This is a genomic window from Bradyrhizobium manausense (assembly GCF_018131105.1).
Taxonomy (GTDB): Bacteria; Pseudomonadota; Alphaproteobacteria; order Rhizobiales; family Xanthobacteraceae; genus Bradyrhizobium; species Bradyrhizobium manausense_B.
Map to the genome: position 1 here is coordinate 921,303 of NZ_JAFCJI010000002.1, position 25,502 is coordinate 946,804.

26 protein-coding genes are annotated in these 25,502 nt (G+C 63.5%); 7 read left to right on the forward strand and 19 right to left on the reverse strand.

What is annotated here, in order from left to right; all coding sequences use genetic code 11:
• Nucleotides 1-131: 131 nt before the first annotated feature.
• The 8 genes from pal to JQ631_RS24670 form a co-directional block, all read right to left on the reverse strand.
• Nucleotides 132-620 (reverse strand): peptidoglycan-associated lipoprotein Pal, encoded by a 489-nt coding sequence (gene pal, locus JQ631_RS24635; protein WP_148772002.1) that lies wholly within the window; start codon nt 618-620, stop codon nt 132-134.
• Between the two features lie 274 nt (nt 621-894).
• The gene (locus JQ631_RS24640) at nt 895-1,635 is read right to left on the reverse strand and encodes an N-acyl amino acid synthase FeeM domain-containing protein (RefSeq protein WP_212330267.1); all 741 of its coding nucleotides are present in this window, start codon (nt 1,633-1,635) and stop codon (nt 895-897) included.
• Between the two features lie 148 nt (nt 1,636-1,783).
• A complete protein-coding gene (locus JQ631_RS24645) occupies nt 1,784-4,120 on the reverse strand; it encodes a putative bifunctional diguanylate cyclase/phosphodiesterase (protein WP_212330269.1) in 2,337 nt (778 codons plus the stop codon).
• Between the two features lie 242 nt (nt 4,121-4,362).
• Nucleotides 4,363-5,703, reverse strand: coding sequence for a Tol-Pal system beta propeller repeat protein TolB (tolB, locus tag JQ631_RS24650; protein WP_212331584.1), 1,341 nt, complete (start codon nt 5,701-5,703; stop codon nt 4,363-4,365).
• 41 nt (nt 5,704-5,744) lie between these two features.
• Entirely contained in the window at nt 5,745-6,701 is a 957-nt protein-coding gene (locus JQ631_RS24655; protein WP_212330271.1) for a protein TolA, read from the reverse strand.
• Nucleotides 6,702-6,705: 4 nt separating this feature from the next.
• Entirely contained in the window at nt 6,706-7,158 is a 453-nt protein-coding gene (tolR, locus tag JQ631_RS24660; RefSeq protein ID WP_212330273.1) for a protein TolR, read from the reverse strand.
• A 43-nt stretch (nt 7,159-7,201) separates the two neighbouring features.
• The gene (gene tolQ, locus JQ631_RS24665; protein WP_027532430.1) at nt 7,202-7,918 is read right to left on the reverse strand and encodes a protein TolQ; all 717 of its coding nucleotides are present in this window, start codon (nt 7,916-7,918) and stop codon (nt 7,202-7,204) included.
• A 539-nt stretch (nt 7,919-8,457) separates the two neighbouring features.
• Nucleotides 8,458-9,225 carry a serine acetyltransferase domain-containing protein gene (locus JQ631_RS24670; RefSeq protein WP_212331586.1) on the reverse strand — a complete coding sequence of 256 codons (768 nt, stop codon included), beginning with the start codon at nt 9,223-9,225 and terminating at the stop codon, nt 8,458-8,460.
• Between the two features lie 308 nt (nt 9,226-9,533).
• On the opposite strand from JQ631_RS24670, the gene JQ631_RS24675 reads away from it, so the two are divergent.
• Nucleotides 9,534-10,691: an acyl-CoA desaturase gene (locus JQ631_RS24675; RefSeq protein WP_212330275.1), complete on the forward strand. Its 1,158-nt coding sequence runs from the start codon at nt 9,534-9,536 to the stop codon at nt 10,689-10,691.
• A gap of 121 nt (nt 10,692-10,812) precedes the next feature.
• On the opposite strand, the gene JQ631_RS24680 is transcribed toward JQ631_RS24675, so the two are convergent.
• From JQ631_RS24680 to JQ631_RS24700, 5 genes are all read right to left on the reverse strand, one after another.
• Complete coding sequence (locus JQ631_RS24680) at nt 10,813-11,070, reverse strand: hypothetical protein (protein ID WP_212330277.1); 258 nt, start codon at nt 11,068-11,070, stop codon at nt 10,813-10,815.
• A 505-nt stretch (nt 11,071-11,575) separates the two neighbouring features.
• Nucleotides 11,576-12,067 (reverse strand): DUF2852 domain-containing protein, encoded by a 492-nt coding sequence (locus JQ631_RS24685; RefSeq protein ID WP_212330279.1) that lies wholly within the window; start codon nt 12,065-12,067, stop codon nt 11,576-11,578.
• Between the two features lie 121 nt (nt 12,068-12,188).
• The gene (locus tag JQ631_RS24690; RefSeq protein ID WP_212330281.1) at nt 12,189-12,929 is read right to left on the reverse strand and encodes a TetR/AcrR family transcriptional regulator; all 741 of its coding nucleotides are present in this window, start codon (nt 12,927-12,929) and stop codon (nt 12,189-12,191) included.
• Between the two features lie 95 nt (nt 12,930-13,024).
• Nucleotides 13,025-13,387 carry a hypothetical protein gene (locus tag JQ631_RS24695; protein ID WP_212330283.1) on the reverse strand — a complete coding sequence of 121 codons (363 nt, stop codon included), beginning with the start codon at nt 13,385-13,387 and terminating at the stop codon, nt 13,025-13,027.
• 48 nt (nt 13,388-13,435) lie between these two features.
• A complete protein-coding gene (locus JQ631_RS24700; RefSeq protein WP_212330285.1) occupies nt 13,436-13,840 on the reverse strand; it encodes a YciI family protein in 405 nt (134 codons plus the stop codon).
• Between the two features lie 440 nt (nt 13,841-14,280).
• Between JQ631_RS24700 and JQ631_RS24705 the strand changes: the two genes are divergently transcribed.
• From JQ631_RS24705 to JQ631_RS24720, 4 genes are all read left to right on the forward strand, one after another.
• Complete coding sequence (locus JQ631_RS24705) at nt 14,281-15,945, forward strand: methyl-accepting chemotaxis protein (RefSeq protein WP_212330287.1); 1,665 nt, start codon at nt 14,281-14,283, stop codon at nt 15,943-15,945.
• Nucleotides 15,946-16,193: 248 nt separating this feature from the next.
• Nucleotides 16,194-16,982, forward strand: coding sequence for an SDR family NAD(P)-dependent oxidoreductase (locus tag JQ631_RS24710; protein ID WP_212330289.1), 789 nt, complete (start codon nt 16,194-16,196; stop codon nt 16,980-16,982).
• A 23-nt stretch (nt 16,983-17,005) separates the two neighbouring features.
• Nucleotides 17,006-17,443 (forward strand): hypothetical protein, encoded by a 438-nt coding sequence (locus JQ631_RS24715; protein WP_212330291.1) that lies wholly within the window; start codon nt 17,006-17,008, stop codon nt 17,441-17,443.
• Nucleotides 17,444-18,012: 569 nt separating this feature from the next.
• Entirely contained in the window at nt 18,013-18,360 is a 348-nt protein-coding gene (locus JQ631_RS24720) for a hypothetical protein (RefSeq protein WP_212330294.1), read from the forward strand.
• A 72-nt stretch (nt 18,361-18,432) separates the two neighbouring features.
• Here JQ631_RS24720 and JQ631_RS24725 read toward each other — a convergent pair whose 3' ends face one another.
• From JQ631_RS24725 to JQ631_RS24740, 4 genes are all read right to left on the reverse strand, one after another.
• Entirely contained in the window at nt 18,433-18,846 is a 414-nt protein-coding gene (locus tag JQ631_RS24725; RefSeq protein WP_212330296.1) for a VOC family protein, read from the reverse strand.
• Nucleotides 18,847-18,886: 40 nt separating this feature from the next.
• A complete protein-coding gene (locus JQ631_RS24730; RefSeq protein WP_212330298.1) occupies nt 18,887-19,423 on the reverse strand; it encodes an SRPBCC family protein in 537 nt (178 codons plus the stop codon).
• A 130-nt stretch (nt 19,424-19,553) separates the two neighbouring features.
• A complete protein-coding gene (locus tag JQ631_RS24735; RefSeq protein ID WP_212330300.1) occupies nt 19,554-20,846 on the reverse strand; it encodes an RNA polymerase sigma factor in 1,293 nt (430 codons plus the stop codon).
• Complete coding sequence (locus tag JQ631_RS24740; protein WP_212330301.1) at nt 20,843-21,211, reverse strand: YciI family protein; 369 nt, start codon at nt 21,209-21,211, stop codon at nt 20,843-20,845. Before JQ631_RS24740 ends, JQ631_RS24735 begins: the two co-directional genes overlap by 4 nt.
• A gap of 144 nt (nt 21,212-21,355) precedes the next feature.
• Here JQ631_RS24740 and JQ631_RS24745 point away from each other — a divergent pair, with 144 nt between their 5' ends.
• A complete protein-coding gene (locus tag JQ631_RS24745; protein WP_212330303.1) occupies nt 21,356-22,321 on the forward strand; it encodes a 2-hydroxyacid dehydrogenase in 966 nt (321 codons plus the stop codon).
• Nucleotides 22,322-22,362: 41 nt separating this feature from the next.
• Here JQ631_RS24745 and JQ631_RS24750 read toward each other — a convergent pair whose 3' ends face one another.
• On the reverse strand, nt 22,363-23,031 hold the full coding sequence (locus JQ631_RS24750; RefSeq protein WP_212330305.1) for a TetR/AcrR family transcriptional regulator: 669 nt from the start codon (nt 23,029-23,031) through the stop codon (nt 22,363-22,365).
• A gap of 107 nt (nt 23,032-23,138) precedes the next feature.
• Here JQ631_RS24750 and JQ631_RS24755 point away from each other — a divergent pair, with 107 nt between their 5' ends.
• Entirely contained in the window at nt 23,139-23,783 is a 645-nt protein-coding gene (locus tag JQ631_RS24755; protein WP_212330307.1) for a glutathione binding-like protein, read from the forward strand.
• A 60-nt stretch (nt 23,784-23,843) separates the two neighbouring features.
• On the opposite strand, the gene JQ631_RS24760 is transcribed toward JQ631_RS24755, so the two are convergent.
• Entirely contained in the window at nt 23,844-25,502 is a 1,659-nt protein-coding gene (locus JQ631_RS24760) for a hydantoinase B/oxoprolinase family protein (RefSeq protein ID WP_212330309.1), read from the reverse strand.

Below are 25,502 nucleotides of genomic sequence, written 5' to 3' on the forward strand. Positions count from 1 at the left end.
TTGAAGGGGAGTACGCCAAAACTGTGACTGGCACCACGGGGATTCTGTCACAGAATGCTGAAACAAAACCGGCGCCCGTGAGGGCGCCGGCATAGTCGGTTTCCGAAGATGAACGGCGGCTGACTGAAGCGTCAGGAGCTCGCGTTCAGCACGGTCACAGCACGACGGTTCTGCGACCAGCAGGAGATGTCGTTACACACGGCGACCGGGCGCTCCTTGCCGTAGGAGATCGTGCGCATGCGGTTCGCATCGATGCCGCGCGAGGCGAGGAACGAGCGCACCGACTGGGCTCTGCGGGCGCCGAGGGCGATGTTGTACTCGCGGGTGCCGCGCTCGTCAGCGTGACCTTCAATGGTGAAGGAGTAGCGCGGATAGGTCTGCAGCCACTGCGCCTGCTTCTCCAGGGTCACGATCGCCTGCGGGGTCAGATCGGTCTGGTCGCTCTCGAAGAACACGCGGTCGCCCACGTTCACCACGAAATCCTGCTGGCTGCCCGGCGTCGCCGCGCTCGCATTGGCATCCAGGCCCGCATTCTGCTTGGCGCACGCCCCCATCGACAGCGCGATTGCGACCACTGCAGCCAGCTTCAATCCCTGGAGGATACGCATAGGATATTTCATTCCGGAGCCTCCACGCTCACGTTCGTCCACTGCTGTCCGGTCTACAGGGGGTTGGTTAAGCGAACGTTCCGTCAACCTTGACGGAACCTTGCCTCAGCCGGTCAAATGCCCCCAACCAGCGAAAAGCACCCATCATGGTTAATGGGTTGTAAATGTGGCGCGAGGGTGAAGGCAAGCCGCTGGATGCGCGGAACCGGGGATTATTGAGCCCGGCCTGGACCTTCTGCGGGGCTGGACCGCAGCTTCCGGTCGGGCGACCCGCCCGACGGGGTCGTCAGGAGGAAGCAACCAGCTTTGGACGCTCGGAGGCCACTTTCGGCAGGTCAGCGCCCGCCGACCGCGCACCGCTCTGCTCAAACAGCATGCGCCGCTCGAATGCGCTCGAGCGCATGATCGGAAAACGCGTCAGGACCTTTTCCCGCACGGCGCGGAAATCGGACGCCATCAATGCCACCTTTGCCAGGGCATTCGGAAACAGGCGCGGCGCAGCGATGGTTTCGTTCAGGAACACCCGGCGATAGAACGGCTCGTGCGCAGGTCGAACGAGCGCGAGGCCGGTATCCGCGTTGAAATGTTCGCAGGCCAGAAACACCAGCCGCACCGTCATATAAGGAAGCTCCGGAAAACACTTGGCTTTTTCTGGGCTTGCAACAAAGCGGGCCGGATCGATGAAAACCTCGCCCCGATCCAGGCGCGGGTGAAGGACGTCGCCGAACAAATCGGTCGTGCAGGACATCCGCTGTTCCGACGTCAGGACGTGGAGACGGATCGAGCTGCAAATCTCTCCATCGACATAAACGCCGAATGTCTTCGCATTGGGCGCATCGTCGTAACTATCGCTGTAGCGCTGGGACTCGGACGGCGGGATGAGTCCGCCGCGCGTATAGGCCCTGTAGCGCATCTGATAGAGCTGATCTTTCTCCTCAGGAGTCTCGATGGATCGGTAGTCGATGCGATCGAACAGCGCTCCCCCTCGCACAGAGAGCGAAGCCCGCGGTTCGGCTTCAAACTTCATCCAACATTCCTCAACTGAACAAACAACTCTCGCGAGTGTAAAAAAAGATTAACAGCTCCTTAACAATGATGCAATGCAATCACCCTGTTAGGGTTAACCCTGGCGGTTGTGCAATGTCAGCGATTAATCCGTAATTTTACGGGGGATGTCAGGCGATCGATCGCGAGGGGATGGTCAGCAGCTGGTCGTCCGACGGGCGGCGGCCGTGCGAGGCATTCAGCAATTGCCGAACCCGAACCGATGGCACGGGCCGGCTGAAAAGATAGCCCTGTCCTTCGGTGATCGTACCGTCTGCGCTGATCAGCTCGAGCTGCTCGTTGGTCTCGATGCCCTCGACCACGACCGACATGCCGAGATCAGCGGCTAGCCGCGCCACGCCGCGCAGCAGCGTCAGCGGCCGATCGGTGTCGATGCCCTCGAGGAAGGAGCGGTCGATCTTCACCTTCTGCATCGGGAAATTGTGCAGATAGCTGAGGCTCGAATAGCCGGTGCCGAAATCGTCCAGCGAGATGCGCACGCCGAGCGTATGCAGCTGCGACAGGACGTCGTGGGTGAGCTGGGTGTTACGCAGCAGCGAGGATTCCGTGATCTCGATCTCCAGGCGACGCGCCGGCAGGCCTGACACTTCGAGCGCGTAGCGGATCTCGCTCAGCACGTCGCGCTGGTGGAATTGCTGCGGCGAGAAGTTGACGGCGACGCTGACGCCCTCCGGCCACTTCATGCATTCCATGCAGGCGCGACGCAGGATCCAGCGGCCGAGGTCGACGATCAGGCCCATGTCCTCGGCGACCGGAATGATGTCGATCGGCGAGACCGTGCCGCGCACCGGATGATTCCAGCGCAACAGCGCCTCGCAGGTGGTGATCTTGCCGGACTTCAGATTGACCAGCGGCTGGTAGAACAGCTCGAATTCCTCGTTGGCCAGCGCCTTGCGCAGGTCGAGCTCGAGGATGCGGCGGGCCTCGACGGTCGCCGCCATCTCGTCGCGGAAGAAGCAGAAGGTGCCGCGGCCGTCGGCCTTGGCGCGGTAGAGCGCCATGTCGGCGTTCTTGAGCAGCGTGTCGGCGCTGGCGCCCTCCGGTGAGGTCAGCGCGATGCCGACGCTGGCGCCGATCTCGACCAGATGATTGTCGATGCGATAGCGCTCGCTCAGGCGCTCGACGATGCGGCGAGCGAGGCTCGCGGCATCCTCGGCCGAACTGATGTTCTGCTGGAACACGACGAACTCGTCGCCACCGAAACGGGCGACGAAATCTTCCGGCCGCAGCATCTCGCGCAGACGGTTGGCAACCGCGCAGAGCAGCTGGTCACCGCAGGGATGACCAAGCGTGTCGTTGACCTGCTTGAACTGATCGAGGTCGACGAACAACAGCGCGGAGAGCCGTTCGGATTGGTGCGAATGGGCGAGCAGACGCTCGATCTCGTCGCGGAAGGAGACACGATTCGGCAGAGCCGTCAGTTCGTCATAGCGCGCGAGATGGCTGATGCGGGCTTCCGCATTGGTGCGCTCGGTGATGTCTTCCAGCAGCACGACCGTGCCGCCGCCCACCATGGGCTGGAACGTCCAGGACAGCGTGCGGCCACGCGCGAAATTCGGATCGGTGGTCAGGAGTTCGCGGGCCCGTCCTTCCTCGATCTCGCAGAGGATCAGACTGCCGCTCTCCGTCGAGATCGAACCGCCACCGACGCATGCCGCGATGATTTCGGACGCGTTGGGGCCGCCTTCCACGAGACCCTCGGGCAGATGCATCATCTCGCCGAAACGATGATTCATCACCGCGAGCTGCCCGTCGACACCGAACATGCACAGACCGTGCGGCATGTTGTTGAGGGCGGTGTCGAACTGGCCCGCAAGGGCCGCTTCGCGTTCACGCGCGACGAGCGCCCGCATGAATATCCTGTGCAGGTTGGCCGAAATCTGTATGACGGCCACCAGAAACGCGGCGCACAGGACGGACATCACGATGTAATAGGGTGTACCACGCACCGCCAGCGCGATCACCGTTGAACCGAAGCAAAGCAAGGCCTGCAGCTTGTATATCCACTGCCGCCCATAGGCCCTGCCCGCGCCTCCCGCCACGAACCCGGTGGTTGTGGAGAGAGCGATCATATGGGCCACGGCATCGTCACTGACCAACAGCGTCGTCGTGCACCAGATGCCGACCGCAGCGGCCTGGATCATCGCCCCGACCTGATGCCGGTTCTTCCACCGCGCAGCTTCATCGGCGGTCAGCGTCGATTTGCGCATCTGATACCGCCGCAAGTCGAACGCCCGAATGGCGCCGGCGAGGATGAGAAGCGCGACACACGCCCAGATCGAGGTTGCGCCGGTCTTCAGCGCGGTCGCGGCCGCGGCGACGGCGCCGAACACGAGACCCGTCAGCAACGGAGCGGGCGTTTCGAACAGCGAATCGATCAGCGCCGCCGAAATCGTCGGCGAGGCCTGCCGTTGGTTCGGCTCTCCGCTGTGGCTTGCGAGCTGCATCTGCTTTGTAAACGCGTCCTGTTTGGCGCCTACTTTTACCCAGACCAGATGAAGCCTTTCTGAGGGAACATCGTTAAAGTCGAGTTGTTTTTCGGCAATAGCGAAGCGATTTCTGCTGAAATTTCAAGCAACTGGGCAAGGCTTGCCGAGCGCAAGGTGAAGGAAACCTTGCCGCACGCGCAGAAAGCGAAAAAATCGGTGCTCTTTTTCGAAAAGATCGCGCGTTGCCGAGCGCGATCTTTTTACTGGCCCGCTGTCGCGGAGAGCAGCGGCGACCATGCCGGATCCGAGGCGAAGCCCGGCGTCGGCACCTTCAACTCGTTGCGGCCGGAGATGTCGACCGAGAACAACGACGGTCCACCATTGCCGCCGGGATCGCGGAAGAACATCAGCACGCGTCCGTTCGGCGAGAAGGTCGGGCCTTCATTGTGGAAGCCTGACGTGAGCAGACGCTCGCCGGAACCATCCGGCTTCATCACGCCGATCGAGAACTGTCCACCGCCCTGCCGCGTGAAGGCGATGTAGTCGCCGCGCGGCGACCACACCGGCGTCGAATAGGTGGCGTTGTTGTCGTCCTTGGAGAAGGAGATGCGCTGCGCCTGTCCGCCGCCCGCCGCCATCACATAGATCTGCGACCTGCCGCCACGATCGGATTCAAAGCAGATGCGGGTGCCGTCCGGCGAGTAGGACGGAGACGTGTCGATCGCCGGGGTGTCGGTGAGGCGCGTGGTCGAGCGCGAGCGCAGGTCCATCACAAACAGGTTGGAATTGCCGCCCTGCTGCAGGCTCATGATGACGCGCTGGCCGTCCGGCGAGAAGCGCGGCGCAAAGGTCATGCCGGGGAAATTGCCGACGATCTCGCGCTGGCCCGTTTCGATGTTGAAAAGATAGACCTTCGGATCGCCCTGCCCGAACTCCATATAGGTGATCTCTTGCGAGTTCGGCGAGAAGCGCGGGGTCAGCACCAGGTCGGCGCCGCGGGTCAGATAGCGCACATTGGCGCCGTCCTGGTCCATCATCGCGAGCCGCTTGACGCGGCGCTCCTTCGGCCCGGACTCGTCGACGAACACGACACGGCTGTCGAAATAGCCCTTCTCGCCGGTCATCTGCTCGTAGATCTGGTCGGAGATGATGTGGGCGATGCGGCGCCAATATTCCGGCGAGGTGAAATATTGCTGGCCGGCAAGCTGCTGGCCGGTGACGACGTCCCACAGGCGGAATTCGGCCTTGAGGCGGCCGTCCTGCTGCCGCGTCATGCGGCCCGTGACGAGGGCCTGTGCGTTCAGCGTCTTCCAGTTCTGGAATTGCGGCGCGACGTCGATATTGGTGATGCGCTCGATGAAGGCGGCCTGGTCGATCGGGGCAAACAGGCCCGAGCGCTTCAGATTGTTGGTGATGACCTGCGTGACACCGTTGCTGACGTCGCCGTCGGCGGGCGAACCCGGCACGAAATTGGTGATCGCGATCGGGATCGGACGAAACTCAGTGGGATCGATGCGGATACGCCCCTGCGCGAAGGCCGGCCCGCTGCCGAGCAACGCGAGCGTCGATCCGGTCAAGGTCATGAAGCGGCGGCGGTTCATCGATCCAACGTCATTCATTGCAAAAATCTTTTGTTCGGATGTCACAACATGTCTTTCAGACCGAAAGTCATCGGAATGAGCTTCCAGCTGTCGTATTGCTGCTTCGGCAGGAACGAATAGACCTGGCACTGCACGATGGCGCGCTTGGCGCTCTCCGCCACCGCCTGGGCGATCGACCGCGACGGTCCGCGCACCGCGACGATCACGGGTTCGGACGCGAGCGATCCGTCGAGCTTCATGGGAATATCGATGTCGGCTTCGTACAGGTTTGCGTCCTGCCCGTTATAGGTCGGCGTGAAGCAGCGCTTGACCGCGCCCTGGAATGCACCCTGCCAGGTCGCGACGTTGTTTGCGGCTGTTCCTGACGTCGAACCCAGCGACGCCGACGCATTCAGCGCCGATCCCGCAAGCTCGTGCCGGGTCGCAGCCCGCTTGTCGAGGTCGCGGGCAATCTGCGCGGGATCGAAGGTGCGCTCCTTGGGCTTCGGCTGCGGCTGGACAGCCGCGACCTTCTGCTCCACCGGCTTCGGCGGCGGCTTCTTGGTTTCGAGCTTCTTCTGGAGTTCCGCGATCGGATCTTCCTTGGCCGGATCAGGCTTCTTTTCCTGCGGCTTCGGCTCGTCCTTGGGCTTGGCCTCGGCGACCGGCTTCGGCGGGTCGGGCTTCTTCTCGACCGGCTTTTCGACAGGCTTCGGCGGCGGCGTGTCGGGGGTCGAGTTGGTCTTGATCAGCTCTTTCTTCTCGGTGACCTTGCCGACGGCATCTTCCTCCGGCTTGGCCTCGGCGATCTTCTCGACCTTGGGCTTCGGCTCTTCCTTCTTGCCGGTTTTCTGCCCGTTGGTGATCTGCGCGAGCTGGTCGGTGGAGATGATGTCGATCGGAAGCGACTCTTCCGGCGCAATGAAGGCCTTGCTGCTAAAGGTGAGCAACCCCCATCCAATCACGAGGACATGGAGGGCAATCGACGCAACGAGTGTCTTGTCGACGTTCACCTTCACCGGCCTAGGACCCCTGATCCGCTTCCGTGACGAGCGCCAGCTTCTTGAAGCCCGCGCCCGACAGTTGGCCCATCACCTTGGCCACCGTGCCGTAATCCGCCTTCTTGTCGGCGCGCAGGTAGATGCGCTCCTCGAGCCCGCCGCGGGCGTCCGTGATCGCCTTCAGCTTCGGGATCAGATCGGTCAGCGCCACCTCGGCGTCATTGATGAAGACCTTGCCATTGATGTCGATCGACATCTGAAGCGGCTTCTGGTCGTTGTTTTCGAGGCTCTTGGCCTGGGTCTGCGGCAGGTCGAGCGGCACGCCGACCGTCAGCATCGGCGCCGAGACCATGAAGATGATGAGCAGCACCAGCATCACGTCGACCATCGGCGTGACGTTGATCTCGGCCACGACCGGCTTGCGCCGGCCACGGCGCCCGCCGCCTCCGGACGAACTCGCGACGTTCATGCCCATGGCTTGGTGCCCAATCTCGCCTTCACACTATACATGCCGTCCGTCAGCCCCGCTCGTCGATCTGGCGGGACAGGATGGCCGAAAACTCGTCAGCGAAGCCCTCGAGCCGCTGGGCCTGCCGGTTCACCTCGGACGTGAACTTATTGTAGAAAATAGTGGCAGGAATGGCGGCGATAAGGCCGACGGCGGTCGCAAACAGCGCCTCCGCAATACCGGGCGCCACCACCGCCAGGGAGGTATTTTTCGATGCCGCGATCGACTGGAAGCTCGACATGATGCCCCAGACGGTGCCGAACAGGCCGACAAAGGGGCCGGCCGAGCCGACCGTCGCCAGCACCAGGAGGCGGCGTTCCAGCCGCTCGACTTCGCGGGCGATGGAGACGTTCATGACCTTGTCGATGCGCATCTGGAGGCCGGCAACCGAACGGGCGTGGCTTTCGAAGGAGCGCTTCCATTCGCGCATTGCCGCGACGAAACAGGCCGCCATGGAATGGGTCGGCTTGGCCGAGAGCGTGCGGTAGAGCTCCTCGATCGATTCGCCCGACCAGAACGCCTGCTCAAACCGGTCCATCGAGCGCCGGGTCCGGGCATACAGGAAGATCTTGTCGATCGCGATGGCCCAGACCCAGACGGAACAGGACAGCAGGCCCAGCATGACGCATTTCACGATCCAGTGAGCCTGCCAGAACAGCGCGATCAGCGACACGTCGGCGGAGGCGGCAACCGGAAGGGCGGACTGAGCCACGTCGGCCGGATTCATCAGCAGTATCCTCTCAAGACGATCGTTTCTTGGCGATCGTTACCTATCCCCCGGCCCGCAAATGGCGACCGGTTCCCCAACAGCCGCGCTAGAACCGGCGCAGCCGGCAAGCCCGCTCAAAGCCTTTTCTTTCTGGGGTGCAGGGGCTCGTCCAAAGCCGCCGCCTGCATTCCCTGCCAAGATGTCAAAACTAAGGGCCTCGACGACGGCACCGGGCGCGATTGTCCATAAATACCAGAGCCCGGCGATGGTTAATGCTGGGTTACCAGGAACGAATTTGGCTGCGGGAAAGGGAGGCGGCGCAGGGGGATCGGGACACGATCCCGTGTCCCGGGCGCACTGCAACGCGCCTCGCGTTGCAGTGCGGAGCCGGGACCCAGAAGCCCCGGGCAATCGTACGATGAGATGGGCCCCGGCTCTGCATCGCATCGTCGAAGCGACGCTGCGCTGCGTCCGGGGCACGAGAGTTCCGCTCCTCCCGGCCGTTTACCCGCTCGGAGGAACCGGCCCGGGAACGTCGCCATTGGCGATCGTCCCCGTCAGGCTGCAGCCGCAGGTTCGGGACAATTAGTCAGTCTCGCTGGATTGCCGATCGCGGTGCAGCCGCCAGGAACATCGGAGATCACGACCGTATCGGCGCCTACTTTCGCGAAATCACCGATGTTGATGTCGCCGAGAATAGTCGCGCCGGCGCCGATGTAGACACCGCGGCCGATGCGCGGCGAGCGTGTCGGCATTTCGCTGCCGCGACCGATACTGACGTTCTGCAGGATGGTGACCTCGTCACCGATCACGACATTGGCGCCGATGACGATGCCGGTGGCGTGGTCGAGATAAACCGCCGATCCGATCGTCGCGGCGGGATGGATGCTGACCTGCAGGACGTTCGACGCTTCGTTCTGAAACAGCAACGCCGCATCGCGACGATCATTAAGCCAGAGCCAGTGCGAGACACGCCAGGCCTGCAGCGCGACGTAACCCTTGAAATGAAGCAACGGTGCCAACAATCCGGCGATGGCGGGATCGCTCCTCACAATGGCCTGCAAGTCATGACTGGCCGCTTCGATCAGATCCGGCTGGCGGTGAAAGGCGTCGCGAGAGAACGCAGCGAAGTTTTCGCAGCCGACGTCGCCACCGCCAAGCCGCCGCCCGATCAGATCGGCCAGCGCGGCCGCAAAATCATCATGCGCGAGAATGGCGCTCGCGACGGACTCGCCGAAAACGGAATCGGCGGCAGCAGCGCCTTGCGCCTCGTCGCGAATCTTGCGCCAGAGGCTGTCGCTCGCCAGGATCGCAGCTTCCGCCATCGCGGCCTCCGGTATTTTGGTGGTTCTCCATATTAGGTCGAGCCCAAGGCGGGCGCCATGCCACGTCAGCGGCAAAACCGATCCGACCAACATGCCGCAGTTCCCCGTGAGGCTACGAGCTTGCATGCCAGATGCCCACGACCATATAGTCCCGTGAATTTTCGGCCGACGCTGCGTTGGTCGGGGATGTCGAAAGCATTCCAAGCCCGCGCGGTGGTCCGTCATCCCGCGGGTTTTTCGTACCCCGACCATCTCCTGCGCTGCCGACACCAAACTCCGATCTCCCTCATCCGAGGTTACGCCAAGACATGAACGCGCCCGCCGACGACCAGCACGACGACATCATGTACCCCTCCGCCGTGCCGTTCCTGCTGGTCCATCTCGGCTGCTTTGCGGCGATCTGGACCGGCATCACCTGGCAGGCCCTCGTGATCTGTGCGTCGCTGTATGTCGTGCGCATGTTCGGGGTCACGGCGGGCTACCACCGCTATTTCTCGCATCGGGCTTATGCGACCAGCCGGGTGTTTCAATTCGTCCTGGCCTTCATCGCGCAAAGCAGCGCGCAGAAGAGCGTGTTGTGGTGGGCGGCCAAGCACCGCCACCATCATCTGCATTCCGACACCGAACACGACACGCACTCGCCGCGTCAGCGCGGCTTCCTGTACAGTCATCTCGGCTGGATCTTCTACCGGGAGCACGACACGACCGACCTGGTGAAGGTCGGCGATCTCGCTGCTTATCCGGACCTGATGTGGCTGCATCGGCTGGAGCTGCTGCCGGCCTTCGTGCTTGCAGGACTCTGCTTCCTGATCGCGGGATGGTCGGGCCTGGTGGTCGGCTTCCTGTGGAGCACGGTGCTGGTCTACCACGCGACCTTCTGCATCAATTCCCTGGCCCACGTGCACGGGCGCAAGCGCTACGTGACGGGCGACGATTCCCGCAACAACTGGCTGCTGGCGTTGTTCACGCTTGGTGAAGGCTGGCACAACAATCACCACGCCTACCAGAGCAGCGTGAGACAGGGCTTTCGCTGGTGGGAAATCGACGTGACTTATTACGTCCTGACGATCCTGTCCTGGTTCGGGGTAGTCTGGAACATGAAGGCGCCGCCCGAGCAGGTGCTTCGCAACGAGCAGCCGCTCGGCGCACGCGTCATCAATCGGGCCGCCCGCGAGCTTGCCGGACGGTTCGACGCGCACGCTCTCGCGCATGCAATCTCGTCGGCGCTGCACCGAGCGGATCTCGCCCAACTGCAATTGCCGACCCTGCACGACATCCTCAATCGCGCGCACGACGGCGTCGACGCGCTGACACACCTGCATCTGCCGAAGATTCCGACCCGCGAGGAGTTTCTCGCTGAGGCGAGGGCGATGTTCGCGCGAACGCGATCCCTCAACGAGATCGTGGACCACGCCTATGAGCACTTCCTGACGTCGGTTCGCGCGAAGCTCGTGACGGTGCGCTGAAGTTCGCGGGCCGCGCTCGTGCGCCCTGACATGGCGTGCTTGCGCAAGTCGAGCGCATAGAGCCAGCCGGCGGCCGCAACGAGGCCCGGAAGGATGAAGAGCGCGAAGTCGCAGAGCAGGATCATGAGTCCAGGCCCGTCTTCGCGAACTTGATCGCGCGGTCGAGCGCGAGGCCGGCCAGGAAATACAAAAAGCAGCTGAGAAAGAATTTCCAGGACTCGCCGACCTGCCAGTGCGGATAGAGCTCGACCTTGGTCGGCCATCGATTGAGGAACGCGACCGCCACGGGAATAAAGCCGCCGAACCGATCGAACAGTGAGCTGGCGTGCTCGAGCAACGCGATGCGCTGGCTGATCTGATTGCGTTCGGCGTTGATCATGGTCGGACCCGTTAGCGCAAAAGGTGCGGTCAGGACTTGGTCGGGCCGCGCCCGGATCCGGTTCTATGGCGTTTGCACATTTGCGTGAGCCACGCCGCAAAACGCGCGTCCGCCAGGACAGGGACGGAAATGGCAATCGGGATCGGCAGCACAGCTTCCATAGACCAGACCGACATAGCCAAGCACCGCGAAGGCGGTGGCGCCGAGCAGCAAGCGGGTGCGGAGGTCCAATTGCGTTAGTGTTGGGAAGCGTGCGCCGGTTCGCGGCAGAAACGCGAATGTATCCGTGCCGTCATGGCCGGGCTTGTCCCAGCCATCTACGTCTTGCCTAGCTGATCCAAGAACGTGGATGCCCGGGACAAGCCCGGGCACGACGGACCTTTGTCGGGGCGAGGTGAAAACCGGCGCCCCCAAAAAACCAAACCGCCCGCCTGCGGGGTGCGCAGGCGGGCGGCTCGGGGCCATCAGGACTTTGGGGGCATGCGCCTGAAGGCTTTGAGAGGTTTCAGCCCTGCTGCTGGTCGGTCGGCGGCGGGGTCGGACGCGTCTTGTGCTGCGCCATGAACTGGTCGAACTCTTCCTTGTCCTTGGCGTGACGCAGGCGATCGAGGAAGTTCTTGAACTCGACCTGCTCTTCCTCAAGCCGCTGCAACGTCTCGGTGCGGTATTCGTCGAAGGCGCGGTTGCCGGAGGACGGCGGGCCGAAACCGAAGCCGAAACCACGGCGCTCCATGCGGCCGCGCATGCGGTCCATCTTGTACTGCATCCGCTCCATCTTGTTCTGCCAGCGATCCTGGTTGCTCCAGCACGACATTCTTCTGCTCCCGAGTGTGAAAAAGAGAAGGGCGAGTCCGATCGGCCACCAGATGATGAAGCCGAGGATGGTCACGGCAATCCAGCCAGGATGCCACGGCGTATCGAGCATGTGGGGCCGCTCGTATTGCTGGTGTTGGTCCGAGGGGCCGCGCCAGCGATTGACATCAGCGGTGTAGGCCATTTCCCTTCTCCATCACGGCATCAGCGCCGTTGTGAATGTAAATAACATTTACATAGCTAGACCATCCCACGATTTTGTCAAGCCGGCCGCCAAACACGGTCTCGGGATTATTTGCGCAACTTTATTTCGGCTTGCCCCAGGGCCCTCCTGGCGGGACGCCAGAACCGGAGGACGCCTCCGGCGGGACCGGCGGCGGCTCGGCGCCCTTGCCCGCCGGACGACGATCCGTCGGGAAGCCGAGGCCGCGCAGATAGATCAGCACCTCGGCCTCGAGCAGTTCGTCCGGCGACATCGGCAGCTTTCGCCGCGCGGCATCCCCACGCGAGAACAGCGAGGCCACGCCATGCGCCATCGACCAGATGTGCAGCGCCATCATCATGGCCGGCGGTCGCGGCGCGCCGGGCGGCGCGAGCGCGGCAAGGCGCTCGGCGGCGGCGCGAATGACGTTAAAAGCGCGCTCGCTTGCGGCCTGGAGCGCCGGATTGGCATCGACCGGCAGCCCGGATTCGAACATCGCGTTGTAGAAGGCCGGCTCCTCGCGGGCGAAGGCGAGATAGGCCCGGCCAACACGCTCGAACGCGGTGACGGTGTCGGGACGGCCATCGTCCCACGCTGCAGTCAACCGCTGCTCGAACTGCTCGAAGCCACGCTGGGCGATCGAGGACAACAGCTCGTCACGGTCTCGAAAATGCCGGTAGGGTGCCGCCGCGCTGACGCCGGCCATGCGCGCGGCATCGGCGAAAGTAAAGCCGGCCGCCCCCTTCTCGGCGATCAGCCCGAGGGCGGCCTGCAGCAGGGCTTCCTTCAGATTGCCGTGATGATAGCCGCGCTCGGCGCGGCGCTGCTCCTTGCGCCAGCTCATGTGAACGACTTTTACATGAGCTGTGCATGTAGGTCACTAGCGGCGACGGGCTTTGGTGAACCCGTACTTCCACGTATCGAGCGTTCCGACGCGCCCTAGCCGCCCGGGATCGGCAGCACCGGCATGATCTCGACGCGCTCGCCGGGGAAAATCGCGAAATGCGGATGGTTCTCGAACATCCTGGCCGCGGCCTCGTGCGAGGCGGCTCGGACCACGGTGAAGGCGCCCATCTCGTTGGCGATGTCGGCGACGCCCTTGCCGTCGACCTTCTTGGTCGTGCCGAGCGGGCCGCCCATCGCCTGGATCGCGCCCTGGTGCTTCTCGACCCAGGCCTTCCAGGCCGCAATGCCCTCTGTCTCCTTCGCCTTGCGCTCCGTATCGGACATCGCAGTCCACGCAGACCATTTCGGACTGGTCTTGCTGCCGAGGAAGACGGCGAGATAGGTATCGGTGCTCATCGGTCGTTTCTCCCTTGCTTGATCATGGACGGGTGCCGCGGGGCGCGGCTATGCTTTCAGATCGTCGAAACCGGCGGCGGCGGCCTGCACGTCAGGCGGAAAGTCGGACATTTCCTGCACCTGGCGGATCTCGATGATCTCATTGGCCGAGGCCGGGCATTTCCTGGCCCAGGCGATCGCCTCCTCGCGTGAGCCGACCTCGATCATCCAGTAGCCGCCCAGCACTTCCTTGGCTTCCGCGAACGGGCCGTCGGTGACGATGGGGACGCCGGTGGAAAACGAAACGCGGGCGCCCATCGACGGCGGATGCAGGCCATCCAGCGTGATCAGCACGCCGGCATCCTTCAGCGCCTCGTTGTAGCGCATCATCGCGGCGACACGTTCGGGGTCGAGTTGGACGTCCGCCGGCGCGGTCTCGTAGCCGAGCGGGATCATCAGCATCATGAATCGCATGCGGTTCCTCACTGGGGGCGGGCCTTCGACTTGCGCTCCCATTTAAAGACGAACGAGATTCTACGAGACCGACACGGCCGAGGAAATTATCTGGGAGGTCATTGCGACGTGCGCGGCGGCCTGTGTGAGCCTCTGCAAGACGATCCAGACGCGGCCGCGCCGACAACCTGTCGCAGCCTGTCGATGCGGGCGGCCAAAATATTTTCCAAGCGCCGCCGTAAAATTACGGTCGCCCACCCGCGCACGTATGAACCTTGCCGTGATTATGCAGCCAGAATGCTCGTAAACTGAACGACATCGAAATCGTACGTGAAAATACGGAAGAAGAGCGGCTGCGGGTGATCGTTTACAGTTGCTCAATCACAGCATGCAACTTTTTAGATAAAGCGCGACGATATCTTGATTCAGCGACCCGTCCTTAGATCATTGCGGAGCGACACGTGTTCAATTTCCAGAGCAAGAAAGTCAGGCATGCCCTTGCAGAGGCCGAGGCGCTCGACCGGTCGCAGGCGGTCATCGAGTTCGGTCTCGACGGCACCATCGTCACCGCAAACGAGAACTTCCTGAAGGCGATGGGTTACTCGCTCGGCGAGATCAAGGGCAAGCATCACGGCATTTTCGTCGATCCGGCCGAGCGCGAGAGTGCCGCCTATCGCGAATTCTGGGCGCGGCTCAATCGCGGGGAGTACCAGGCGGCGCAATACAAGCGCTTCGCCAAGGGCGGCCAGCCGGTGTGGATTCAGGCCTCCTACAATCCGATCATGGACAACAACGGCAAGCTGACCGGCGTCATCAAGTTCGCCACCGACATCACCGCCGAGAAGATCAAGGCGATGGAAGACGCCGGCAAGCTCGCCGCGATCAACCGCGTCCAGGCCGTGATCGAGTTCAACGTCGACGGGACCATCATCACCGCCAACCGGAATTTCCTCGATGCGATGGGCTACTCGCTCGACGAGATCAAGGGCAAGCACCACAGCATGTTCGTGACGCCGGAGGACCGCGCGAGCGCGGCCTATGGCGCGTTCTGGGCCAAGCTGGGCCGCGGCGAGTTCGAGGCGGGCGAATTCAAGCGGATCGCCAAGGGCGGCCGCGAGATCTGGATTCTCGCGAGCTACAATCCGATCCTCGACGAGACCGGCAAGCCGTTCAAGGTGGTGAAGTTCGCAACCGACGTCACCGCCCAGAAGATGCGGGCCGCCGACAATGACGGCCAACTCGCCGCGATCCAGAAGTCGCAGGCGGTGATCGAGTTCAACATGGACGGCACGATCCGTACCGCCAACGAGAACTTTCTGGGCGCGATGGGTTATGCGCTGGCCGAGATCAAGGGCCAGCATCACGCGATGTTTGTCGAGGCGAACGAAAAGAATTCGCCCGCGTACCGCCAGTTCTGGGAAGCCCTCAACCGCGGCGAATACCAGGCCGCCGAGTACAAGCGGATCGCCAAGGGAGGTCGCGAGATCTGGATCCAGGCGTCCTACAACCCGATCTTCGACCTCAACGGCAAGCCCTTCAAGGTGGTGAAATACGCCACCGACATCACCGCACAGGCGATCGGCCGCAAGAAGGCCGACAATGCGCGCGGGCTGATCGAGGCAGTCGCGGCCGGCAGCGAGGAGATGAGCGCATCGATCCGCGAGATCTCCGAGACCATGTCGAAGTCGCGCGAAAGCTCCAAGGTCGCGGCGACCCGTGTCGAGACCGCGGACGGACAGGCGCAGAAGCTGAACGCAGCCGCGCAGGCGATGCGCGGTATCGTCGAGCTGATCTCCGGCATCACCGGCCAGATCAATCTGCTGGCCCTGAACGCCACGATCGAATCCGCCCGTGCCGGCGAGGCGGGCCGCGGCTTCGCGGTGGTCGCGTCCGAGGTGAAGAGCCTCGCCAATCAGGCCAAGCAGGCGACCGATACCATCTCCTCGGAAATCGATGCGCTGAACAGCATTTCCGGCGACGTCGCCGGCTCGCTGGTCGCGATCAAGAGCGCCATCTCCGGCCTCAACGAGTTCATTGCCTCGACCGCCGCCGCGGTCGAAGAGCAGAGCATCGTCACCGCGGACATGTCGGCAAACATGCAGCGCGCGTCTGGGGAACTGTCCTAGACACTCACTCTATCACTGTCCCCGTCATCCCGAGGCTCACACTGCAAAGCGGTGCGGGCCTCGAAGGTTGAATCGGCCCGGGTTGTGGCCGTCGCCGTTCGCGAGCCGCTGAAAAAGCGGCCGCCTCAGGGCGACGGCTCAGGCATTCCTGCTCCCGATCAACCGCCCCCTTCCTCTGCTGGACCGATGCGCAGTAAAAGGAGCGCGTGCTCATGCACGCCTCCCTTCGACACAGGACGGAACAACCGATGCCGCAAGCCCAGCAGAAAGTCGCCCTCGTCACCGGAGCCGCGCGCGGCATCGGGCTTGCGACTGCGAGGAAGTTCCTGGCCGAAGGCTGGCGCGTGGCGCTGCTCGACATCGAGGGCGATCTGCTCGCCAGGGCCGTCGCCGACATCGGCAAGGGCGACGAGACGCTGGCGCTCACCTGCGACGTCTCGGACAGCGCCGCGGTCGGTGCCGCGATGACGGCGGTCGAGCAGCGCTTCGGCCGGCTCGACGCGCTGGTCAACAACGCCGGCATTGCGGTATTCGCGCCGCTGATGGAGACGTCGGAGGCCGACTGGCGCCGCGTGCTCGAAGTCAACCTCACCGGCCCGTTCCTCTGTACCAAAGCGGCGGTACCGCTCATGCGCGACGGCAATGGCGGCGCCATCGTCAACATCACCTCGATCTCAGCGGTGCGCGCCTCGACGCTGCGCTCGGCCTACGGCACCAGCAAGGCCGGGCTCGCGCATCTCACCAAGCAGCTCGCAGTCGAGCTCGCCGCGCTCAATATCCGCGTCAACGCGGTCGCGCCGGGGCCGGTCGACACCGCGATGGCGAAGCAGGTGCACACCAAGGAGATCCGCGCCGACTATCACGACGCCATCCCGCTCAATCGCTACGGCCTGGAGGAGGAACTCGCGGAGGCGATTTTTTTCCTGTGCTCGGAACGCGCGAGCTACATCACCGGCCAAATTTTGGCCGTTGATGGCGGCTTCGATGCAGCCGGCATCGGCCTGCCGACGTTGCGGGGCCAGCGCCGGAACGGATAGAATCTCGTAGGGTGGAGTGCTCGATGCGACGCGTCACCGTCCTCAAAGCTGCCGCACTCGCGGCCGCCCTGCTCGCTTCCGCAACCGCCAGGGCCGAGATCCGCATCATCCAGAGCCCGGGCGGAGAGGTCGGACCGTTCCTCGATTTGTTCGAGAAGGTGCGCGAGAGCGGCGAGCGCGTGGTGATCGACGGTCCCTGCCTGTCCGCGTGCACGTTGGTGCTCAGCATCGTGCCGAGCGAGCGCATCTGCATCACCAGGCGCGCCGTGCTCGGCTTTCATGCCGCCCGTTCGGTCGACCGCCGCGGGCGCTTCTATGCCGAGCCGGAAGCATCCGAGGCCGTGCTTGCCGCCTATCCCGGCCCGGTCCGCAACTGGATCAGCCGCCGAGGCGGGCTCACTTCACGGCTGCTGCTGTTGAAGGGGCGCGACCTCGCCGCGATCTATCCGCGCTGCCGATGACATCTTGACCCTTGACCACAGATGGCGGCGTGACGCTCGCAACCCTGCGGTTCCATGATCGTCGTGATGGGAGTGAGCTTCATGCTAATTGCGCTGTTCATCGCCTGATGCTCGACGCGATGTTCCGCGTGGGACTTCTGGCTCTACGTGCTCGCGCAGGGAACCGTGGCCGTCACAAGCTCGCCGCTCGTCTAGTGGAAAGCAATCTGAACCATCGGCACAAGCTTCACGCTAGCGCAGATGAGCATACCCCAAAGAGCAAAATTGATTTGTAGCGCCGCCGCCATCGGTCGCTCCCTTCCAAGTCACGTCCACCCCAATTTGTAGCTATTGTGAATATTGTTATCGATTCTGGCTTGAGTGCACAGCCTAATCTTGCGCCAGTTGTTGTGCGATGCAATTCGCTTCGTGTCACAAAGCCGCTCGCGCGGTTCTCGCCACGTCACCCGAGCGCACGAATCTCCTTTCAGCCATGCTGGCGACGTCGTTTTCCCTCAAGTGCGAGGTAGACGTCGCGATGAAAAGTTTTCCACACAGATTCGCGTGGCACAGCGCACGACAGGTCCGGCATGACTCGACACATTCTCGTCTTGCTTAGTTTTTGCGCAGCACTCGCGGGATGCGCAAGCGCGCCGGCAGCGGAGCGTCGCGCCATTGCGTGGGACGGACTCGGTCAGGATCCCAATCGTCCTGCTGTCACAAAACACCGCGCGGCCAATCACGCAGCACCGGAGCGCGATCCCAACCTGGAGCGGCAAAGGGTACTGGCGACGCTGCGCCCCTATTCCGACGCATGGTGGGCGGTCCAGGACGAAATCGAAGCCGAGAACGACAGGCAACTCGGCTCGAAGCTCGTGATCTGCCGCAGCTGCGGGGCGCAGCCACCGAGCGAGGACACCACCGGATCAATCCGCTGATGAGGCACGCCTCCTCTCTCATGACAAGGAAGAGAGGAAGCAGCAGCTCAGGACATCAGGGAAACGTCACGCTCACATGCCCTCGGCCGGGCAGTTCACCATCCAGGGGATACCGAACTTGTCGACGCACATGCCGAAGCCCTTGGCCCAGAACGTCTTGCTGAAGGGCATGGTGACGGTTCCGCCTTCGGCCAGCGCGTTGAACTTGCGATCGCCTTCCGCGGGGTCCGCGACCGTGACTGAAACCGCAAAGCCCTGCGGCTTCTGGTGGTGCTCGGGCGGCGCGTCGGAGGCCATCAGGACGCTGCCGCCAGGCAACGACATCCGCGCATGCATGATCATGTTCTCACGTCCGGGCGATGGAGCCATATCGGCGGGCCCCTCGCTCGCACGCATCATCATCTCGATCTTGCCGCCAAGCACCTTTGCATAATGGTTGAAGGCCGCTTCGCAAGTGTCCTGATAGAACAGATAGGGATTGAGCATCGCTTCTTTCCTCTTTGCTTTCTCTGGGCGGTGGTTGGCTTTACTTCTCGGTGAGCTTCTTCAGGCTGGCGAGGCCGGCCTCGAAATCCTTGCCGATCATGGTGTCCATGTTGATGAAGACCTGCATCACCTTGGACATGAAGGGCGCCGGACCATACATCGCCCATGTGACCAGTGTGGCATCGCCTTGCGGCACAAAGGTGAACTCGGCGGTGTTATGGCCCTCGAACGGCCGCTCGAAATCGAGCTTGATGCGCAGTTTCGACGACGCATTCGCCTCGAGGATCTCCATATGGCCGGCGCCGACATTGTTGTTGCCGTCCCAGGCATAGGTTGCGCCCTTCCCTGCCGCGGTTCCACCGTAGGTGCGCTTCATGGCGGGATCGCGGTTCTCGTAGGGCGACCAGCCAGTCCAGAAGTGGAAATCGGAGACGAGCGGATAGATCGTCTCGGCCGGCGCCTTGAGCGCGAGCGAGCGCTCGACACGGAACGTGTCGGGTTTGGTCAGAGCGAAAACGAGGATGCCCGCGATCCCGATCGCGAGCACGGCGGCGATAATGGCAATAGCTTTCAGCATGAATGGCTCCCTGGATACGGGATTAAGACGAAGGGGGAGGGCCGTGGCCGACACTAACGGAAGCGAAATTTTTGCTATTGCCCGTCATGGCCGGGCTTGCCCGGGCATGACGACGTGGGAGCAGACGGGCCTACTTCGCCTTCGCACCTTGCCGCGCGCCGCCCTTCGGCTGGCTATCCCGGATCAGGCGATCGATGTGCATGCGGATGTGGGCGGCCTCGGCCGAGGTGTTGGCTAGCGCGATGGCGCGGTCAAAGGCGATTCGGGCTTCATCGTTGCGGCGGAGCTGCATCAGGAAGGCGCCGCGCACGCCGTAGAAATGAAAGTAGTTGGCAAGTTTCGGCGCCAGCGGCTCGATCAGATCGAGCGCGGCCTGCGGGCCGTGCACCTTGGAGACCGCAACCGCGCGATTGAGCGTCACCACCGGCGAAGGTTGCACCACTTCGAGCGCACCGTAGAGCAGGTCGATCTGGGCCCAGTCGGTCTCATCGGGCGTCGCGGCGCGCGCATGCAGCGCGGCAATCGCGGCCTGGATCTGGTAGGGCCCGCTGCGGCGGTGGCGCATCGCCTTGTCGATCAACGCAAGGCCTTCCGCGATCATGGTGCGGTTCCACAGCGAACGGTCCTGGTCGTCGAGCAGGATCAGCGAGCCATCTTCGGCAAAGCGCGCGGCGCTGCGTGCGTGCTGCAGCAGGATCAGTGCCGTGAGCCCCATGATCTCCGGCTCGCTCTGGAACAAGCGCAGCAACAACCGCGCCAGCCGGATCGCCTCCTCGCAAAGTGGCTTGCGGATTTCCGCGGTGTCGCCGCTCGCCGAATAGCCTTCGTTGAAAATCAGATAGATCATCGCGGCGACGCCGGCGAGCCGCTCCGAGCGTTCGATCGCGCCGGGCGCTTCGAACGGTGTCCCGGCTTCCGCGACCTTGGCCTTGGCGCGGGTGATGCGCTGCTCCATCGCCGCGTCGGAGACCAGGAAGGCGCGCGCGATCTGCTTCACGGTCAGGCCGGAAACGATGCGCAGCGCCAGCGCGATCTGCTGAGTGGCCGGCAGTTGCGGATGGCAGCAGATGAACATCAGCCGCAAGATGTCGTCGCGGTAGTGCGAGCCGTCGAGCCGCTCGGCGAGTGCGCCCTCGGCGTCGTCGAGATCGGAGATCGCCTTGTCGTCCTCCGGCAGCGGTTGCTGCTTGCGGGTGCGTCGCACCTCGTCGATCGCGACGTTGCGGCCGACCATGATCAGCCAGGCCGCGGGATCGCGCGGCGGCCCGTTCTGCGGCCAGGTTTTCAGCGCGCGCAGGCAGGCGTTCTGAAACGCCTCCTCGGCCGTGTCGAGATCGCGGAAATAGCGCAGCAGCGCGCCGACCGCCTGCGGACGCGCTGAGGTCAGCGCCGTCTCGATCCAGGCGGTATCAGTGTCGCTCACGCCGAAATTCCTCCGGGCCTGAACACGCCGACCGGACGCACCTCATAGGCGCCGCCGGGATTGGCGGCTCCAAGGTCGCGCGCCACCTCGAGCGCATCGTCCAGGTTCTTGCAGTCGACGATGTAGAAGCCGAGCAGTTGCTCCTTGGTCTCGGCATAGGGACCGTCGAGCACCAGCGGCGGGTCTTCCTTGCGCAACGTCGCCGCCGCCGTGGTCGGGAGCAGGCGCGCCACTGGGCCGAGCCGGCCTTGGCTCGTCAGCTTCTCCTGCACCACGGCGAGCTTCTTCATCACGGCCTCGTCCTGGTCCTTGCTCCAGGAGCCGACGAAGTCCTCGTCGTGATAGCAAAGGATCGCATAGAGCATGGGCAGCACCTTCCCTGAACGCTTGTTTTGAAGACGATCCACTATGCCCCGCCCCGACAGGGCTGCGGAAAAAATTTGCGAGAAAATTCCGACGGATCGTGCCAAGGAGGAGCGTCAAAAGCGGAACCGTATGAGGCACTTCGAATGACCGTGGGCACACTGGCCGTCCTGATCAACAGCACGCAGCAGAACTGGCTGCCGGAGCGCTGGAAGGCCCGGTTCGATGCGGTCTGCCGCGGCCGCCGGGTGGTGCTGCTGCCGGATACCGGGCTGGATCCGGCCGAGGTGCACTACGCCGCGGTGTGGAAGCCGGTGCCGGGCGACCTCGGCTTTTTCCCAAACCTGCGTGCGATCTTCAATCTCGGCGCAGGCGTCGACGCGCTGATGGCGGACAACAGCTTGCCTGATGTGCCGCTGGTGCGCGTCGCAGTGCCCGATCTGACCAACCGCATGACCGAATATGTCGTGCTGCACGTGCTGATGCACCACCGCCAGGAGCTTTACCTGCGCGACTCGCAGCGCGCCAAGCGTTGGGAGCCGCAATATCAGTGGTCGGCGAGCGCCGTGACGATCGGCGTCATGGGCCTCGGCACGCTCGGCGCGGACGCCGCCGACGTGCTGCGACGGCTCGGTTTTCGCGTTACCGGCTGGAGCCGCAGCCCGCGCACGATCGCCGGCGTCGAATGCTTCCACGGCACGGCCGGAATGGACGCGTTCCTGCGCAAGACCGACATCCTGGTCTCACTGCTGCCGCTGACGCCCGACACCCAAGGCATCCTCAACCGCGACGTCTTCGCCAAGCTCAACCGTACGAGCCCACTCGGCGCACCCGTCCTGATCAATGCCGGCCGCGGCGGCTTGCAGAACGAAGCCGACATCCTGGCTTGCCTCGACGACGGCACGCTGGGTGCCGTCTCGCTCGACGTCTTCGTACAGGAACCGCAGCCCGCGGATAGCCGGTTCTGGACCCACCCGAAGGTGGTGCTGACGCCGCACAACGCCGCCGACACCGACGCGGACGCGATCTCGGCCTACGTCGCCGAGCAGATCGCGCGGTTCGAGGCCGGTGGAGCGCTGGAGAATGTCGTGGATCGGGGAAGAGGGTATTAGGGCTCGATAGCGCACCACCCCCGATGTCGTCCCGGCGAAGGTCAACTTTTGGCGCCAGCCCCCACCATCACGTCGATCGCGCCCTTCACGATCGCTTCCAGGTCCTTGCGCGATACGCGGGCGCGTGAGCGGATCGCGATTGAATGCACCGTTGACGATGCGAGCTGGGCAAGCGCCACCGGATCGGCGCTCTGCGGTAGCTCGCCCTTCTCCTGCGCCCGCCGGAAGCAATTGGCAAAAGCCTTGTCGAGCTCGGTGAGCCCCTCCAGCACCATGGCGCGAATCTCGGGATCGCCCACAGCTTCGGACGCTGCCGTAACCACCGTGAAGCAGCCGCGCGGGCCGGTCTCGCCGGAGAGATAGATGTTCAATGCGGCAGCAAAGATGCGCTCCAACCGCTGACGCACCGGCATCTCCTGGCGAAAGATCTCGACCATCGATGCGCGGGCGTCCTCGCGGTAGCGCTGATAGCTCTTGATATAGAGCTCGCGCTTGTCGCCGAAGGCGCCGTAAAGGCTCGGCCGGTTCATGCCCGTGGCTTCGCTGAGATCATCGAGCGACGTCGCGGCAAAGCCCTGCTTGCGGAACAGATCGAGTGCCTTGCCGAGGGCGACGTCCGGCTCATAGGCGCGCGGCCGACCGCGGCGCTTGGGTTCGCTGCGGCCCCCGGATTCTTTGGCTGTAGCTGGCGGCTTCGAATTTTGTACCATGTCGCAAATTAATCCTTGACCAGCCCCATATTATGCAAGACAGTACAAAAATCAATCTGGCCAGGTTGAGCGACACTCACAAGAGGAATTGCCCAAGGAGGCCCACGATGGATCTTTATTTCTCGCCGCTCGCCTGCTCCATGGCGACACGCGTCGCGCTTTATGAAGCCGGCGCCGAAGCGAATTATCTGGAAGTCGATTCGCCGACCAAGAAAGTGCTCAAGGACGGCTCCGACTTCCGTACCGTCAATCCGATCGGCCTGGTGCCGACGCTGCGTACCGACGAGGGCGTAGTGCTGACCGAGAACGCCGCGATCCTGCAATATGTCGCCGACCGCTTCCCGCAATCGGGGCTCGGCGCGACTGAAGGCATCGATCGCACACGGTTGCACCAATGGCTGTGCTTCATCGGCACCGAGTTGCACAAGGGACTCTTCATTCCTGTGCTCGACCGCAAGGCGTCGCAGGACGTCAAAACCTACGTGCTGGAGAAGAATCTGTCGCGGCTCGACTATCTCGACAACTACCTGAAGGGTCGCGAGTTCCTGCTCGACCATTTCAGCGTGGCCGACGCCTATCTCGTCACGGTCATCAACTGGACCATGGCGACGCCGCCGATCGAACTTTCGAAATGGCCGAACGTGAAGGCCTATTACGAGCGCCTGCGTCAGCGGCCTTCAGTCGCGAAAGCGGTCGCGGAGGAATTCGAGCTGTACAAGGCCGAGCAGGCGCGGAAGAAGGCGGCGGCGTAAATTCAACCCATCAAGACAACGTCCCGGCCACCAAGGCCGGGACGACGCTTTTTCAGTATCTCACCGCGCGTAGCCGTAGACCATCGCCGCATTGTCCGCCGACACAAGCCCGCTCTCGACATCGTCCTTGACCGCCGCGCGATCGCGTTCGTCCGGCGCGCCGATGCCGGCGCCGCCGGGCGTCATCACCACCAGCCGATCATCAGGCGGAATGGTCTGAAAGCCCTTGCCGCGCATTTTCTGTCCGGACTTCAAACCGACATAACCGGCTTCGCCGTTCTTGCCGCCATCCCGGCCGCGTGGCGGATGCTCGATACGGTCGAATGCCGCAAGGATGTCGAAGGGTGCATCGATGCCGGTGCCGACCTCGATGATCTGGCCGAGACCGCCGCGGGTACGCCCTGCTCCGCCGGAATCCGGGCGCAACTCCTTGCGCCAGAAGATCAACGGCGTCTGCGTCTCCGCGATCTCGACCGGTGTGCCACGCACGCCGCTGGGATAGGCGGTCGCGGAGAGACCGTCCTTGCCGAAGCGCGCGCCGGTGCCGCCGTTGGACGTCACCGCCATCGAGAATCCGTAATTGCCGCCGACGCCGCTTCGCGTCTGGCCACGCACGTTGAGATTCCACAGGCACGACGTGCCTTCGGCCGGCACGCGCTCGGGAATGATCTGTCGCAGGCAGCCGAACACGACGTCCGGCAGCATCTGGCCGATGATGTGACGCGAGGCGACCGGCGCGGGCTTCGGCGCATTGAGGATCGCGCCAGAAGGCGCCGACACCGTCAGCGGCGAGAGCGAGCCGGCATTGTTCGGGATCTGCGAGGCAACGACGCAGCCGAGGCCGAACACGGTGTAGGCCGTGGTGTAGGACAGCGGCACGTTGATGCCGAATTTCGACGCGGCCGACGTGCCGTCGAAGTCGACATGGATACCTTTGTCCGAAATCGTCAGGGTCGCTGCGAGCGTCACCGGGGCGTCATAGCCGTCGACGACCATGCTGTTGCGCCAGATCCCCTTCGGCAACTTGGCGATCTCGGCGAGCACGGCCTCGCGCGAGCGGTCGCAGATGTAGTCGCCGAGCTCGTCGAGCGTGTCGATGCCGAACTCAGTCATCATCTCGACCAGGCGCTCGCAGCCGACGTCGTTGCAGCCGGCCAGCGAATAGGTGTCGCCTTCGGTGTCGATCGGCAGCCGCGTATTGGTGCGGATCATCGCCATGAGCGTCTCATTGACGACGCCCTGGTCGATCAGCTTGAGCATGGGGATGTAGAGCCCCTCCATGAACACGTCGGTGGCGTCAGGGCCGAAGCCGATGCCGCCGATATCCATGAGATGGCTGGTGCAGGAGAACAGTGCGACGACCTTGCCGTCCTTGAAGCAGGGCGTGGTGACGACGAAGTCGTTGAGATGGCCGGTGCCCATCCAGGGATCATTGGTGATGTAGGCGTCGCCTTCCTTCATCGTCTCGAGCGGGAAGTGGTTGATGAAGTGCTTGACCGATTCCGCCATCGAGTTGACGTGACCGGGCGTGCCGGTCACCGCCTGCGCCAGCATCCGTCCCCTCAGGTCGAACACGCCCGCGGAAAGGTCGCCGCATTCGCGCACGATCGGGCTGAACGCGGTGCGGAGCAGCACCTGTGCCTGCTCCTCGACCACGGCGATCAGCCGGTGCCACATGATCTGAAGGTCGATCAGGCTCGCGCCATTTGCCTTGCTCAT

Excerpts from the sequence above, each read along its gene's own strand:
- JQ631_RS24715 (WP_212330291.1), top strand. The coding sequence starts at position 17,006 with ATGCGACGCGTCACCGTCCTCAAAGCTGCCGCACTCGCGGCCGCCCTG.
- JQ631_RS24755 (WP_212330307.1), top strand. The coding sequence starts at position 23,139 with ATGGATCTTTATTTCTCGCCGCTCGCCTGCTCCATGGCGACACGCGTC.
- JQ631_RS24670 (WP_212331586.1), bottom strand. The coding sequence starts at position 9,225 with ATGGCGGAAGCTGCGATCCTGGCGAGCGACAGCCTCTGGCGCAAGATT.
- JQ631_RS24750 (WP_212330305.1), bottom strand. The coding sequence starts at position 23,031 with ATGGTACAAAATTCGAAGCCGCCAGCTACAGCCAAAGAATCCGGGGGC.
- tolR (WP_212330273.1), bottom strand. The coding sequence starts at position 7,158 with ATGGGCATGAACGTCGCGAGTTCGTCCGGAGGCGGCGGGCGCCGTGGC.
- JQ631_RS24710 (WP_212330289.1), top strand. The coding sequence starts at position 16,194 with ATGCCGCAAGCCCAGCAGAAAGTCGCCCTCGTCACCGGAGCCGCGCGC.
- JQ631_RS24730 (WP_212330298.1), bottom strand. The coding sequence starts at position 19,423 with ATGCTGAAAGCTATTGCCATTATCGCCGCCGTGCTCGCGATCGGGATC.
- pal (WP_148772002.1), bottom strand. The coding sequence starts at position 620 with ATGAAATATCCTATGCGTATCCTCCAGGGATTGAAGCTGGCTGCAGTG.
- JQ631_RS24675 (WP_212330275.1), top strand. The coding sequence starts at position 9,534 with ATGAACGCGCCCGCCGACGACCAGCACGACGACATCATGTACCCCTCC.
- JQ631_RS24760 (WP_212330309.1), bottom strand. The coding sequence starts at position 25,502 with ATGAGCAAGGCAAATGGCGCGAGCCTGATCGACCTTCAGATCATGTGG.
- JQ631_RS24720 (WP_212330294.1), top strand. The coding sequence starts at position 18,013 with ATGACTCGACACATTCTCGTCTTGCTTAGTTTTTGCGCAGCACTCGCG.
- JQ631_RS24680 (WP_212330277.1), bottom strand. The coding sequence starts at position 11,070 with ATGATCAACGCCGAACGCAATCAGATCAGCCAGCGCATCGCGTTGCTC.
- JQ631_RS24725 (WP_212330296.1), bottom strand. The coding sequence starts at position 18,846 with ATGCTCAATCCCTATCTGTTCTATCAGGACACTTGCGAAGCGGCCTTC.
- JQ631_RS24690 (WP_212330281.1), bottom strand. The coding sequence starts at position 12,929 with ATGAGCTGGCGCAAGGAGCAGCGCCGCGCCGAGCGCGGCTATCATCAC.
- JQ631_RS24695 (WP_212330283.1), bottom strand. The coding sequence starts at position 13,387 with ATGAGCACCGATACCTATCTCGCCGTCTTCCTCGGCAGCAAGACCAGT.
- tolQ (WP_027532430.1), bottom strand. The coding sequence starts at position 7,918 with ATGAATCCGGCCGACGTGGCTCAGTCCGCCCTTCCGGTTGCCGCCTCC.
- JQ631_RS24640 (WP_212330267.1), bottom strand. The coding sequence starts at position 1,635 with ATGAAGTTTGAAGCCGAACCGCGGGCTTCGCTCTCTGTGCGAGGGGGA.
- JQ631_RS24700 (WP_212330285.1), bottom strand. The coding sequence starts at position 13,840 with ATGCGATTCATGATGCTGATGATCCCGCTCGGCTACGAGACCGCGCCG.
- JQ631_RS24645 (WP_212330269.1), bottom strand. The coding sequence starts at position 4,120 with ATGCAGCTCGCAAGCCACAGCGGAGAGCCGAACCAACGGCAGGCCTCG.
- JQ631_RS24740 (WP_212330301.1), bottom strand. The coding sequence starts at position 21,211 with ATGCTCTATGCGATCCTTTGCTATCACGACGAGGACTTCGTCGGCTCC.
- JQ631_RS24685 (WP_212330279.1), bottom strand. The coding sequence starts at position 12,067 with ATGGCCTACACCGCTGATGTCAATCGCTGGCGCGGCCCCTCGGACCAA.
- tolB (WP_212331584.1), bottom strand. The coding sequence starts at position 5,703 with ATGAACCGCCGCCGCTTCATGACCTTGACCGGATCGACGCTCGCGTTG.
- JQ631_RS24745 (WP_212330303.1), top strand. The coding sequence starts at position 21,356 with ATGACCGTGGGCACACTGGCCGTCCTGATCAACAGCACGCAGCAGAAC.